This is a genomic window from Stenotrophomonas sp. YIM B06876 (genome assembly GCF_030711595.1).
GTDB lineage: Bacteria > Pseudomonadota > Gammaproteobacteria > Xanthomonadales > Xanthomonadaceae > Stenotrophomonas.
The window spans coordinates 24400-38276 of record NZ_JAUJUJ010000010.1; the positions used below are offsets into that span (position 1 = coordinate 24400).

Annotated in this window: 12 protein-coding genes; 10 read left to right on the forward strand and 2 right to left on the reverse strand. The window is 61.1% G+C overall.

Going from position 1 to position 13877, the window contains the following annotated elements:
- Nucleotides 1-915 precede the first annotated feature (915 nt).
- From QZH66_RS06260 to QZH66_RS06300, 9 genes are all read left to right on the forward strand, one after another.
- Entirely contained in the window at nt 916-1668 is a 753-nt protein-coding gene (locus QZH66_RS06260) for an SDR family NAD(P)-dependent oxidoreductase (RefSeq protein WP_305805102.1), read from the forward strand.
- 324 nt (nt 1669-1992) lie between these two features.
- The gene (locus tag QZH66_RS06265; protein ID WP_305805103.1) at nt 1993-2745 is read left to right on the forward strand and encodes a HEPN domain-containing protein; all 753 of its coding nucleotides are present in this window, start codon (nt 1993-1995) and stop codon (nt 2743-2745) included.
- 79 nt (nt 2746-2824) lie between these two features.
- Nucleotides 2825-3847, forward strand: a complete 1023-nt coding sequence (locus QZH66_RS06270) for a WYL domain-containing protein (protein ID WP_305805104.1) — start codon at nt 2825-2827, stop codon at nt 3845-3847.
- 24 nt (nt 3848-3871) lie between these two features.
- Nucleotides 3872-4810 (forward strand): ATP-binding protein, encoded by a 939-nt coding sequence (locus QZH66_RS06275; protein ID WP_305805105.1) that lies wholly within the window; start codon nt 3872-3874, stop codon nt 4808-4810.
- A gap of 4 nt (nt 4811-4814) precedes the next feature.
- On the forward strand, nt 4815-6074 hold the full coding sequence (locus QZH66_RS06280) for a hypothetical protein (protein ID WP_305805106.1): 1260 nt from the start codon (nt 4815-4817) through the stop codon (nt 6072-6074).
- The gene (locus QZH66_RS06285) at nt 6071-7591 is read left to right on the forward strand and encodes a hypothetical protein (RefSeq protein WP_305805107.1); all 1521 of its coding nucleotides are present in this window, start codon (nt 6071-6073) and stop codon (nt 7589-7591) included. Before QZH66_RS06280 ends, QZH66_RS06285 begins: the two co-directional genes overlap by 4 nt.
- Before the next feature lie 38 nt (nt 7592-7629).
- Nucleotides 7630-8280, forward strand: a complete 651-nt coding sequence (locus QZH66_RS06290; protein ID WP_305805108.1) for an OmpA family protein — start codon at nt 7630-7632, stop codon at nt 8278-8280.
- A gap of 204 nt (nt 8281-8484) precedes the next feature.
- Nucleotides 8485-8889 (forward strand): hypothetical protein, encoded by a 405-nt coding sequence (locus tag QZH66_RS06295; RefSeq protein WP_305805109.1) that lies wholly within the window; start codon nt 8485-8487, stop codon nt 8887-8889.
- A 50-nt stretch (nt 8890-8939) separates the two neighbouring features.
- Nucleotides 8940-9428 carry a hypothetical protein gene (locus QZH66_RS06300; RefSeq protein ID WP_305805110.1) on the forward strand — a complete coding sequence of 163 codons (489 nt, stop codon included), beginning with the start codon at nt 8940-8942 and terminating at the stop codon, nt 9426-9428.
- 741 nt (nt 9429-10169) lie between these two features.
- Here QZH66_RS06300 and speA read toward each other — a convergent pair.
- Nucleotides 10170-12068 (reverse strand): arginine decarboxylase, encoded by a 1899-nt coding sequence (speA, locus tag QZH66_RS06305; protein WP_305805111.1) that lies wholly within the window; start codon nt 12066-12068, stop codon nt 10170-10172.
- Between the two features lie 277 nt (nt 12069-12345).
- Here speA and speE point away from each other — a divergent pair, with 277 nt between their 5' ends.
- Nucleotides 12346-13197, forward strand: coding sequence for a polyamine aminopropyltransferase (gene speE / locus QZH66_RS06310; protein ID WP_305805112.1), 852 nt, complete (start codon nt 12346-12348; stop codon nt 13195-13197).
- A gap of 200 nt (nt 13198-13397) precedes the next feature.
- Here the strand turns inward: speE and QZH66_RS06315 are convergent, their stop codons facing one another.
- Nucleotides 13398-13736: a P-II family nitrogen regulator gene (locus QZH66_RS06315; RefSeq protein WP_054662546.1), complete on the reverse strand. Its 339-nt coding sequence runs from the start codon at nt 13734-13736 to the stop codon at nt 13398-13400.
- Between the last annotated feature and the right edge of the window lie 141 nt (nt 13737-13877).

The following is a 13877-nucleotide window of genomic DNA, read 5'->3' on the forward strand; positions in this document are numbered from 1 at the left end:
GTCCGCCGCTTGATTCCTGCCCCACTGCTGCCGTCTCCTGACGCAACGCAGCGGCCCTGGCCTGACCCTTGGCGAAAGCACACTTCTTCCGCCCCCGGGAACCCGTGCCACTGCCCACCCGCCGTGCACAGCACCCGCTTCCTACCCGCGAGCACGCCCCCTTCTCCCTGCGGGATAACCTGCCCGAAAGGCGGATGAGGGTGACCTGCCACACCGCCCGGCACCACGCCCGCCTTCGCCGTGCAGCTCACCAATGCTTTCTCCCGCCCGAAAGCATCCCCCCTCTTCCACCGGAAACAACGCTCCCTTCTCCCTGCGGGAGAAGGTGCCCGAAAGGCGGATGAGGGTGATCTGCCACACCGCCCGGCACCGCGCCCGCCTTCGCCGTGCAGCTCACCAATGCCTTCTCCCGCCCGAAAGCATCACCCGTCCTCTGCCACCGGAAACAACGCTCCCTTCTCCCTGCGGGAGAAGGTGCCCGAAAGGCGGATGAGGGTGATCTGCCACACCGCCCGGCACCGCGCCCGCCTTCGCCGTGCAGCTCACCAATGCCTTCTCCCGCCCGAAAGCATCACCCGTCCTCTGCCACCGGAAACAACGCTCCCTTCTCCCTGCGGGAGAATGTGCCCGAAAGGCGGATGAGGGTGACCTGCCACACCGCCCGGCACCGCGCCCGCCTTCGCCGTGCAGCTCACCAATGCCTTCTCCCGCCCGCAAGCATCACCCGTCCTCTGCCACCGGAAACAACGCTCCCTTCTCCCTGCGGGAGAAGGTGCCCGAAGGGCGGATGAGGGCACGCTCTTCGCCCCCGGCACCGCATGCGGTTGCCACGCCACTCCCCCGGCCGGCACTGCGCGATACCCCCGCACGCAATGCAGTGCGAAAATCGGCCATCTGCTCCCAAGGAATCTACCCATGCCCAAGACCGCCCTCATCACCGGTGCTACCTCCGGCTTCGGCGCCGCCGCCGCCCGCCGTTTCGCCGCCGCCGGCTGGCGCGTTATTGCCACCGGCCGCCGCGCCGAGCGCCTGCAGCCGCTGGTCAACGAGTTCGGTGCCGACGTGATCCACGCCGCGGTGTTCGACATCCGGGATGCGGCCGCGATGGACGCCGCCCTGGCCGCGTTGCCGGAGAACTTCCGCCAGATCGACCTGCTGGTGAACAACGCCGGCCTGGCGCAGGGCACCGCGCCGGCGCAGCGCGCCGACCTGCAGGACTGGCGCACGATGATCGACACCAACGTCACCGCGCTGGTCACGTTGACCCACCGCCTGCTGCCGCAGCTGGTGAAGCGCCGCGGCGCCATCATCAACATCAGCTCGGTGGCCGGCGTGTATCCGTATCCGGGCGGCAATGCGTATGGCGGCACCAAGGCGTTCGTCAGCCAGTTCTCGCTCGGACTGCGTGCGGACCTGCACGGCAGCGGCGTACGCGTGACCACGATCGAACCGGGCATGGCCGAGACCGAGTTCACTCTGGTGCGCACCCACGGCGACCAAGCCGCCTCGGACAAGCTCTACAGCGGCGCCACCCCGATGACCGCCGAAGACATCGCCGACAGCATCTTCTACGTGGCCACGCTGCCGGCCCATCTGAACATCAACCGGCTGGAGATCATGCCCACCAGCCAGTCGTTCGCCGGCTTCCAGGTCGCGCGTGAGAGCTGATCCACGTCGGTGAACCAAACGTTCCTGATCTACGCCAAACCCTTGGCGCGGCAATAGACGGCACAGAAGCCAGAAGATCCGCTCGCCCCCCCCATCATCATCAAGCCCCGGGTACTGCGTCCGGGGCTTTTTTGTACGCGCAGCCTCGCGCAATCGATCCAACGTCCCGCCGCTGCGACGATTCAAGAGTTCGCATGCGCGGCCGCTAATGCATATGCATTGCCATATTTATTTTGGCAGGGCATCTTCCACACAAGGGGGCTTTGTCGAGGATCGACAAAGCGTTGCAGCTGTAATCAAGGAAGCAAGGGACTACCTGGCACTATGGATGTTGCAACCGTAGAAGCGCTGCGCGAGCGGCATCGCGTCGTGCGCGCGAACCAGAACGAGGTGCTTGCTGTCCGCTTGCACCGGGCTATCAGTTGGCTGCACCGCGCCGGACAGGACAACGGCGATGACGATGCCCGCTTCATCCTGCTATGGATCGCTTTCAACGCCGCTTATGCCGGCGAATTCGACGGCGAGCAGAGCGAGCGCCAGCGTGTTGCCGACTTCATCTCCCGGCTGGTGGCCGTGGATTCGCAACAGCAACTGCACCGCCTGCTGTTCCAGCAGTTCAGCGGACCGGTGCGCCTGTTGATCGATAACCGCTACGTGTTCGCCCCCTTCTGGCGTGCATTACGCGATCACGACTCCAGCGATCGTTGGAAACAGCGCTTCGACGCCAGCCGCAAAGCGGCGATGGATGCCGCGCTCGGCCAGCGCACCGCCGAACTGCTGAGCATCGTGCTGGACCGCCTCTACGTGCTGCGCAACCAGCTCGTGCACGGCGGCGCCACCTGGAACAGCAGTATCAACCGCGCGCAGTTGCGCGATGGCTGCGCCCTGCTCAGTGCGCTGCTTCCGGCCATGATCAGTCTGATGATGGAAACCGATGCATTCTCAGACGACGCCATCGCCTATCCGGTGGTTCCGGAGTACTCCACCACGCGAAAAAGCACGGTAGCGGTGGTCAGTACTACCCCTTGTTCGCAAGGCCCGGCAACCGCGACAGAAACCGTTGCGCCCACTGACTAACGTCGGTCTCTGCCAATGCCACGCGCCGTCCAGCGCGGCACTTCCTTGCAATACCAGACTGACTGCCCTTGCCTACGCCATGTCCAACAAAGATCCAAAAGATCCGCTCGTCCGCAACCTCGTTCTGCTTGGTCTGATTCCCCGCTACCCCAAGAGTGCCTCGGTGCAGGAACTCAAGACAGCACTTGAACAGCGCGGCTTCTCGGTTACCGCCCGTACCCTGCAGCGTGACCTGAGCGAAAAGCTCAGCACCCGCTTCCCGTTGATCTGCCAGGACGATGGCCAGGCCTTTCGCTGGAGTTTCGACAGCCAGGCGCAGATCACCCTGCCCGCCACCGATACCGCCGCCGCATTGGCGATGAGCCTGGCCGAAGGCCACCTCAAGCACCTGCTGCCGCCCGGCGTGCTGGCCCTGTTGGAACCGCAGTTCGCCACCGCCCGCAATCACCTGCAGTCCCTGCAGCACAACCCGCTCACCCGCTGGGCGCAGCGCGTGCGCAGCCTGCCCAATGGCAAGGCGCTGCTACCGGCCAGCGTGAACGGTGATGTATGGGAACAGGTGGCCAACGCCCTGCTGGAACAGCGCCAGCTGCAGGTCGACTACCTCAGCCGGGTCAAGGGCGAGGTCAAAACCATGACCCTGCACCCGAAAGGTCTGGTCTCCCGCGGCCCGGCCAGCTATCTGATCGCCAGCGTCGGCGACTACACCGACCTGCGCCACTTCGCCCTGCACCGCATCCAGCGCGCCGAAGTGTTGAGCGCCCCGGCGCGTGACGACGACTTCGATATCGACGCCTACCTCCCCACGGCTGCGTTTACGCCCAGGCAGGGCACTGGAATGGTGGAGCTGGTGGCCGATGTGCACCCCGATACCGCGTGGATATTGCGGGAAACCCCGTTGAGCGAAGACCAAGCTCTGAAGCCCCTTCCGGATACGCAATGGTTGCGACTGACCGCGAGCGTGGCCGATGACCAAGAAACGCTCTGGTGGGCGTTCGGGTTGGGGGAGCAGATTCTCGTCCGCGAACCAGCTTCCATGCGGGATGTACTGACGGCATCGATCCAGCGCACCTTGGCACTGTACGCAACACCCACCTCCTGACCATCACAGCTCATGCCCAACTCCATGTCCCAGAACGAAGAACAAACTGAGCGCCTTTTGCAATCGCCCTATGAGGTACGGGATCCGAGAATCACGCTGGAAGGCGACATGGTGCTCGGGCCGGAAACCCGGCGGATGTTCGATGAAGCCATCGGCGCCATGCGCTACCACAAGATTATCTATTCCGATTGGGGCCTGGGCGCCGTCGACCCAACGGGTCGGAACATGGTCCTAAATTTTTACGGCCCGCCCGGAACCGGAAAGACTCTCGCTGCCGAGGCCCTGGCTGGCACGCTTCAATGCCCCTTCATTCACATCGGAATTTCCGAAGTGGAAAGCAAGTTCGTCGGTGAAACCGCAAAAAACATATCCGTGGCCTTCAAATCCGCTGCAGTGGCTGGCGCGCTGCTGTTCTTCGATGAGGCCGATACCCTGCTCGGCGCCCGCCTGTCATCAGTAACCCAAGGCATCGACAACGAAATCAATGCAATGCGCTCCACTCTATTGATAGAGCTGGAAAGGTTCGAAGGCATCGTCGTGTTTGCCACCAACTTCGCCAACAACTACGACAACGCCTTTGTCAGCCGTATTCGCTATCACATCACGTTCGAACTGCCCGATCTCGATGGCCGCAAGCGGCTTTGGCAACGATTGATGGTCCCGGGCATCCCACTAGCCGAAGACCGGGACGCTCTGATCGAACGTGCCGCCGAAGCGTCCAAAGGGCTCTCCGGTCGGGAGCTTCGCACTGTCATGCGAACTGCACTTCCCCGCGCATTGGTCGCCAATCCGGAGCAGCCCCAGGTGACCTGGTCGGACTTTGAAGGCGCCATCGCCGATGTACGCAACGCAAATCGCAATGTCGGGAAGCAAGCCCACCTTGCCCGCTCTTCCGACGCCGAAATTAATTCCAGCATAAAGCTGCTGGGCCTCTCCAACGCAACCTCCAATAAACAAGGCTAATGAAATGGGATTTTTCTCGGACCTTTTCGAATCCGTTACCACCGCCGTGGTGTCCACGGTCAAGCGCGTTGCCGCGAAAGCCATCAATTTCGTCGCGGAAAATGCCGAAAAATTCGTTGGCGAGGTAAAGGAGGTCTGGAAGAAGGTGAAGCCTTATATCGAAAAGGCCCAAGCTCCACTTAAGATGGCGGCCGCCAGCGTTCCCCACCCGTATGCCAAAGCTGCCCTAACTGCAATTTCCAAGGGTATAGACGCCCTTCTGGCATTGGAAAATTCACCAATCGCAAAGAAGGTCGGCAGCGCCATTGAGAGTGCAGGGAAGTGGGCAAGGAAAATGGAGGAACAGATCAAGAACGGAGAGGTTCCGTTCTTCACCGCGGAAGAATACGAGCAAGCCGTTGGCAATCGGGATTCACTGCGTACCGCGGAGGCTGATTCGGCAGGACTTGATGCTCAGCAACGTGCTGGCTTGGAACTGGCAAATGCGCTCAACGATCTGGGTATCGCCCAAACCGACCTGCAACACGTCATTGATTCCGAACCGGCCAGCTACGACCACTACTTGCGCCTGCGGGCAACCCAGAAACTTCTGAGTGCCGTAAAAGGTAAGCTGGTTAAGCAAAAGTCACTGGATGCACTGACGGCTGATGATCAATTTGTCATCCGCACGGCATCCGATCTGATCAAGGCCAACCCGGAGCTGACTCAAGCCAGTGCGAAACGGCTTGACAGCCTTCTCAACGAAAACCACGGCAAGACATTTCAGTCTTTTGTCCAGGAAGAAATCTGTGTACTACTGACGCAGCAGGCCAAGGATCTGGGGAAGCAGATCAAGGCACTGGGAGGCGAACAGGACTCCAACAACATTGCCATCACACGTCTGAAAACGGCGAAGCGAGTGCAGGGTGAGCTGGACGATACCGAAGCGGCACGGCTGGCAAGTCTTGAAGAGACGGTTGCAGCCCAAGAAACCGAATTGAAGACTCTCAGGACGGAGAGGCACGACAAGGAAATCTTCGCCAATGCCATGGAAGGTTTCCTGCAGATGCTGGAGAAGAGCGAGGAGCAGCTTTCGGAAGAGGGTCGTGAATATGTCATCGACGATGGCAGTCGCATCGGTGAAATAATCGTGATGGCCGCCCAGAAAAACACCCCCTTCGAGGAACTCTCCGATGAAGAGCAGGAGATCATCATTGACTTTTCCAATGTCTTCCGCAAGGAATCCAAGTCCCGCATGGAAAGCGTGATTGAGGTGACAGCATGATTCTTGAGGAGCTTATCGGGTTTCTCTTACCAAATAGGGAGGACATGCTTCAAATCGGAGTTTTTGTTGTCATCTCGGCATTCGTTCTCATTACCGCCATCATCACCCCGTGGACTGCCCGCCCCGCCGCTTGGGAAAAGAAATGGAACGGAGGGAGGTCTGGAAAGAGCCTTAATATCGACCATGGCAGTGTGACCGACCTCTGGAATGCAGTCGCAACTTCTCCCGAGAAGATCGCCGACATAATGCCCGGCTTGCTTCTGGTATTCGGCCTATTGGGCACGTTTATTGGGCTTGGCATGGCACTGAACAATGCCTCCGAGCTGCTGGACCAGTCCAGGACAATCTCAACCAACGCCATGAATGATGAGCTAGGGGTTCTGCTCAACAATCTCGGCAGCAAATTCAAGACCTCCAGCTGGGGAATCATCGGCTTCATCTCACTGAAGATATATCTAGCTTTATGGCGTCTCGAAGAGAATCGTCTGGCATGGGTCATCGACAAGGTGAAGGATGACCTCGAGAAGCGTCGAGACGAAGACCAAAACTCAGAGCTCAACAAACAGGAGCTTCTTTTTTCTGCCATTGCCGCCACCGGGAAAAACATTGTTTCCGCCATCGCATCGATCGAAAATAAATTCGATGCGGATTCCGGGTTCATGCAGCGTCAAGATGACGCAAACAGGATGCTGAGAGAGACCTGCAATTCGGTATCCGGGATTCAGGCCACCAACGTTCTGCTGCGCGACATCTGCGCTGCAACGACCAGAACCAGTTCCGAGATGGTCGAGTTCAGTACTGGAACCCGGGAAATTGTTCAGCAGATGGCTACTGCCGGCCAACACATGGCCAGCGGCTCGAAGAAGGTTGCGGAAGCAGCTGAAGACTTGAAGCGAGTAGTTGACGAATTCAATACCGAGTTCAAGCAAGTCCTTTCCGATGTGCGCCAAGACCTTGGAAACGCCATTGCCCATATGAGCGAGGAGTCTGCTGCCACGCTAAAAGCAGGCAGTGACGGCCTTTCCAAGGCAACGGAGAACATATCCAGCGCGCTGGACACTTTGTCGCACAATGTCCAGGACACTCTCCAGCAAGTAAAAGAATCTACCGAACGATCCCTCAAGATTCAGGAAAGCCTGCAAAATGACTTTTCCGTTCAGACGGAAAATGTTGCAAAGAGCATTAATGAATCAATCCGCGAGCAGGTCTCCACAAGAGATTCCATCACCACAGGACTGAATGCTGTTTCAGACACCAGGATGCAGGTAAAAAAGGCGACCGAGGCAGTCGGAAGTTTGGCTGGCAAGATGGATGAAATAGCCACCAATATGGAAAGGGTTTCTGGGAAAATCAGTGATGTTGCTCCCCAGTTAATGGACCGAATGGATAAGATCATTTCCCTCAAGAGTTCCCAACACGACACCAGTCAACTGCCTACACCAGCCGAGCCGACCGAAGCAACAACTCCCGAGCCTCGAAAGCAACCCAACGGCCCCTTTCGGCCGGCCAGAACCTGAAAACAACCACAACCCACTGATCCGGCAGGGATATATATATGAAAGACAAGCCCAGCGAATGGATCGCAATTTCCGACCTGATGGCAGGCGTGGTTGCGGTGGTGATGCTGCTTCTGGTCATGTCCGTATTGCAGAAGACTGCTGCGGAGAAGCGTATGGCCGAGCTGGAGCAAGCTAGCGATCCGCAGCAACAGAAACTGAACATGATAATGGGGCAATTGCACGCATCACTTTCCGATACCATCAACGGAGACATGATCACGGTGGATACAGGCACCAGAAAGATCACGTTGCGTGACGGAGTATTCAATCGTGGCAGCGCCTGTGTTGTCGATATTGCCCACCCCGCGCTGAGCAATGTTCAGGCACAGCTGATCGCCTTTCTAGAAAGCGTACCGGACGGGCGGGTTTATGTTGAAGGGCATACCGATGATCGCCCGGTGTCACGCCCAGTTACGGATTATGCTAGGTTTTGCACCGTCTATGACGACAACTACACGTTATCGGCGGCACGAGCGCGTGAGACTCGGAAAGTGCTGGCGGACAATCTTCAGTCCTCCGACTCCAAACGGATTGTCGTTGCAGGGTTTGGCGATTCGCAACCGCTTGAGGGCATTCCGCCGGAGGATGCACGCCAGCGCCGGGTGGAAATCCGTCTGGTCATCGCGGAGCGCACGGACCATTCGTGAATCTGCGGCAATAATACCGCGGCACGCCTGCCGTGTCGGTCATATTTGTTTTCGTCAGTCCACGATGTGAACAACATGGATTGGCGACACCAGTTGTCGCGCATCTCCCCCACCATCGCTCCATGCCATCACCACCCATGGTGAGTGGCGTTGAGGGACAAGCCCGCTCTCGCGTCGCCCCCTCTCGACGACCAGGAGAAGCCCATGACCGAAAAAGTACTGCCGCCGCCGCTGCCCGGCGAAGAGAACAACGCCAACGTTGCAGTGCCGGCCCGAAACGACCTGCACCAGCAAGAAGTGGACGAGCAGGACGAGGACGAAGATTTTGAGGAGGAGCGTGGCGGTGCCTCGCGGCTGATCGAATCCGTCATTGCCATTGCCATTGCCTATGTCGGCGGCTGGAAGATCACCTGGGGCGCAACAATATGGCGCACCAAAAAAGCGCTGGTGATGAACGACCACGGCCTGCTGATGCGAATCAACGATCTCTATTACGGCCTCGGCATGACTGATCGTTTCTTTGATGCGCCGTTCATCTCATGGCTGTGTCTGATTCCGCTGTTCGCGGCCCTGGGATTCAGGGGCTTCGTGTTCGGTCAAGGGCGCTGATGCGCCCGGTTTCACTCGTCCGCCCTCCATTACCCGAACCGGAAGCCTCAATGCGCCGTCATCCCCACCGCCTGGCCACCACCACCGCGCTGCTGGCGTTGGCTACCCCCTTTGTTGCCTGCAAAGGCGGGGGGGGGGGGGGCGAACCAGCCATTGCCGCATCAGGCTTGCCGGCCACGGCCTTGCAATGCGGCAAGTACACCGCCTGCAAGGACGATCGCACCTGCAACGACGGCCAATGCACCTGGGCCGATTCCCTGGATGCAGAGCCGAAGGAGAAAGGCGACCCGTATGCCTGCGAAACTGGAGAAACCTTGCTGTTCCACTGCGGCACCACCAACGCCAAGCTGGTCACCCTGTGCGATGCCGGCAGCAGCCTGCGCTACACCTTCGGCCCGATGGGTGCCGGCGACCCGGAGATGCAATTGTCCGTACCGCGCAGCGATGCCACCACCTCACTGGGCGTGGCTGCACAGACCATATCGACCTTCCCAATGCGAACACGGTCTACAGCGTGTTCTGGGGAGTGGACCGCATGAGCGATGCGCATGAAGTCGAAGCCGGCGCGCATGTCGGCATGTGGCCACAGTGACCTGTAAGGAGGCATCAGTGCAGAGCTTCACGGAAGGCGTAGACCTGAAGCCTGCCGGGTGACGTCGGAAATCGTGAATGCCTTCTTGCCACGACACATTCCGTCGCATTCCTCCCACATCCTGTCTCCACACCGCTCTCATACCGGGAGCGGCCTTTCCCACCAGTGGAGAATGCAATGTTCAAAGTGATTGGTGGTGCGGTCGTATACGGCTTTGCACTGTTTGGCCTGGCCAAGTACGTGAAAACCCTGCATGACAACCTGCGGGAAGACTGAGGACATACATATGGCATGGCCATCACCGCCACTCACCTTCGTCTGCCGTACCTGCGGCTGGAAACACACTACACCCGGCCCGGTCAGTGATTGCCGTATTCCCGGCTTGGATCACTTCAATACTTGTCCGCGTTGTGACAGCGCGGTGGAATCACGCCACGCCAACGTAGCGGAGATAGCTGCAACACAGTTGGCGCAGCTGGCGAAAATCTTGAAACGGCGCTGATTGGCCGTTGCTCCCACGCAGCCCCAAGGCACAGCACACACGTCTGCGGCAGCGGTACTGACCAATGTCGGCAATGGGTACCGACACCAACCTAGCGGTCATATGGGTTATCCGTACCCGACCAGAAAAGCGCTGTTGTGGTGAGATAGCTGCCGGCTACAGCCGGCAGCTATGTAGCAAAGCCTCTCAACCCAACGGCTCGTCCGACAGGTAGGTGTAACCGGTCAGACCCGCTTCCAGCGCGGCGGCAAGCTCTTCGGCGCGTTCGGCCGGCAGGTTGGCGGCGGCCACGCGCTGCGCGTAGGTCGCACGCAGCTCGGCCAGCGAGTAGCCGACGTAGTCCAACATCACGTCGGTGGTATCGCCGCGGCGCTGCTGGGTGATCATGTAGCCGTCCTCGTCGGCCACCACTTCCACCGCGTCGGTATCGCCGAACAGGTTGTGGATGTCGCCGAGGATTTCCTGGTAGGCGCCGACCATGAAGAAGCCGATGCGGTAGCTTTCGCCGGGCTTGAGCGCGTGCAGCGGCAGCGAGCTGTCCAGGCTCTCGTTCTCGACGTAGGTCTTGACCATGCCGTCCGAATCGCAGGTCATGTCGGCGATGATGCCGCGGCGTTCGGGCACCTCGTTGAGGCGTTCGATCGGCACGATCGGGAACACCTGGTCGATCGCCCACACATCCGGGATCGATTCGAACACGCTGAAGTTGACGAAGTACTTGTCGACCAGGCGCTCGTTCAATTCGTCCAGCACCGGGCGGTGGCTTTTCTCGTCATAGCTCAGCCGCGCGCGCACGGCATGGGCGATGGCATAGAACAGGTCGTCAATGCGCGCCCGCTGCGGCAGGTCGATCTGCCCCAGCGCGTAGCTGGCCAGGCCTTCGGCATGGAAATGCTGCGCTTCCTGGAACAGTTCCACCGCCGGGCGCCGGTCCAGTTCGTCATGGATCTCGCGCAGGTGGCGGATCGCGGCCGGCTCGTCGTCGTGCTGGTCCGGCACACGGCCTTCCATCGCCTGCTCGACCTCGGACACGTTGGCGATCAGCACCGCATGGTGCGCGGTCATCGCGCGGCCGCATTCGGTGACGATGCGCGGCGGGGTCAGGCCGTGCTCTTCGCAGGCATTGGCCAGCGGCTGCACGATATTGCTGGCGTATGAGTCCAGGCCGTAGTTGATCGAGCAGAAGCTGCGCGAACGTGTGCCTTCATAATCCACACCCAGCCCGCCGCCGACATCCACGTGGGTGATCCTGGCCCCCAGCCGCGACAGTTCGACGAAGTAGCGCGTCGCCTCCCGCATGCCGTTGGCGATATCGCGCACGTTGGAAATCTGCGAGCCCATGTGGAAATGCAGCAGGCTCAGGCAGTCGGCGTACTCGGTGTCGCGCAGCGACTTCCACAGGTCCAGCAGCTGGCGCGGCGACAGGCCGAACTTGGCCTTGTCGCCGCCACTGTTCTGCCACTTGCCGGCGCCGAGGCTGGCCAGCCGCATGCGCACGCCCAGGCCGGGCTTGACGTCCAGCGCCTTGCACTCCTCCAGCACCAGTTTCAGCTCGGACGGCTTCTCGATCACGATGAACGTCTGCAGGCCCAGCTTGCGGCCGATCAGCGCCAGGCGGATGTACTCGCGGTCCTTGTAGCCGTTGCAGACGATCAGGCCACCCGGCCGGCTCAGTGCCAGCACCGCCATCAGCTCCGGCTTGGAACCGGCTTCCAGGCCGAACCCCTCGCCGTGGTGGCTGGCCAGCGTACCGGCCACGCCGCGATGCTGGTTGACCTTGATCGGATACACCGCGGTGTAACCGCCGGGATAGTCGAAATCTTGCTGCGCCTGGGCGAACGCCGCCTGCAGCTTGCCCAGCCGTTGCCCGAGGATGTCCGGGAAACGCACCAGCATCGGCAGTCTGGCACCGGCCGCACGTGCGGCATCCACCACCTGCGGCAGCGATACCATCGGACCGGTCGTGCCGGTCGGTCTCACCACCATGTGCCCGGCCTGGTCCACGTCAAAGTAGCCATCGGCCCAATGCGGGATGGAATAGGTCTTGCGGGCTTGGTCGAGGGACCAAGTACTGCTGGAAGTCATGGCTTTTCGCTATTTCTGGCGCGTGGCGACGCGTTCTTCATTGCCGTGGCGGGAACCCCGTTGCGGCGCGGACGTGCATTCTAACGCTTGCCTGCCCAAGGGTCCGTTACAATCCGCGCCGCGCCGCAACCACCTTCCGGCTGCAACGACGATAAACGTGCCGCCATACGCCGGCCAGGGGAAACCCGCGTCACGCGAGCGTGCCGGCCGTTACGTCCTTGCCCTTCACCGCCCCCCTTCTCCGTGCAAGGAGAAGACCTGCCTCCAGGATCACCGCATGACCACCCAAGACAACTGGTACATCGAACACTTCCAGCCCACCGGCTCGGCCATCGGCTACCGCATCAGCGGCAAGCTGGACGAGGTGCAGTCGCCATTCCAGAAGATCGAGATCTACCAGACCACCGACTGGGGCAAGCTGATGCTGATCGATGGCGCGGTGATGCTGACCACGCGCGACAACTTCTTCTACCACGAGATGATCAGCCACCCGGTGCTGTTCACCCACGCCGCGCCCAAGCGCGTGGTGATCATCGGCGGCGGCGATTGCGGCACCCTGCGCGAAGTGCTCAAGCACGCCGGCGTGGAGAGCGTGACCCAGTGCGATATCGACGAGCAGGTCACGCGCATGGCCGAGAAGTATTTCCCGGAGCTGTGCGATTCCAACAGCGATCCGCGCGCCGAGCTGCTGTTCGACGACGGCGTGGCGTACATGGCCAACTGCCCGGCCGGCAGCGTGGACGTGGTGATCGTCGACTCGACCGACCCGGTCGGGCCCGGCGAAGGCCTGTTCAACAAGGCCTTCTACGCCAGCTGCTTCAAGGCGCTGAAGGACGACGGCATCCTGGTGCAGCAGTCCGAATCGCCGCTGGCGCAGCTGGCGCTGATCAACGAGATGCGCACCGAAATGGGCAAGGCCGGTTTCAGCACCTTCAAGACCCTGCCGTTCCCGCAGCCCTGCTACCCGACCGGCTGGTGGAGCGTGACCCTGGCGCGCAAGGGCGGCGGCTTCGAGTTCCGCCAGGCCGACGCGGCCGCCAAGCCGTTCGAGACGCTGTACTACACCGCACCGCTGCACACCGGCGTGCTGGTGTCGCCGCCGTTCGTGGCCAAGGCGCTGGGCGAATAAGCGTCAGCCCGTGTGCCTGTTCCCCGCGCTGTCTGTCAGCGCGGGGCTTTTCGTAGCTGCCGCCGGAAAACGGCCGGCTGGTCATGCGTCCGGCGCCAGCGCTGGGCGCGCAGGAATCCGGTGCGGCCAAAATGCGCCTGCACTCTTGATGCGGCTTTGCCGCCAGCTCGAGCGCCAGGGCTGAGGCCCGGCCGCACCCCTCAGAGCGCGTCGGCGTCCAGCTCGCCGGTGCGGATGCGCACCACGCTGCCCAGGTCGTACACGAACACCTTGCCGTCGCCGATCTTGCCGGTGCCGGCCGCCTTGACGATGGCCTCGACCACTTCGTCGGCCTGCGCGTCGGTGACCGCCACCTCGATCTTCACCTTGGGCAGGAAATCCACCACGTATTCGGCGCCGCGATAGAGCTCGGTGTGGCCCTTCTGCCGCCCGAACCCCTTGACCTCGGTCACCGTGATACCGGCAACCCCACGTTCGGCCAGTGCCTCGCGCACGTCATCCAGCTTGAACGGCTTGACGATGGCCATGATCATTTTCATCGGGCATTCCCCTGTCCATTTCCCCGGAAGGATAGCGCGGCCACCCGCGCTGTGGACCGCCGCCGGTGGGTGCCGGCAGCGGCGTATCGGATTATCCTTACGCCCCCGTGCTCCCCCTACCGATAGCCGCACGTGCACGGC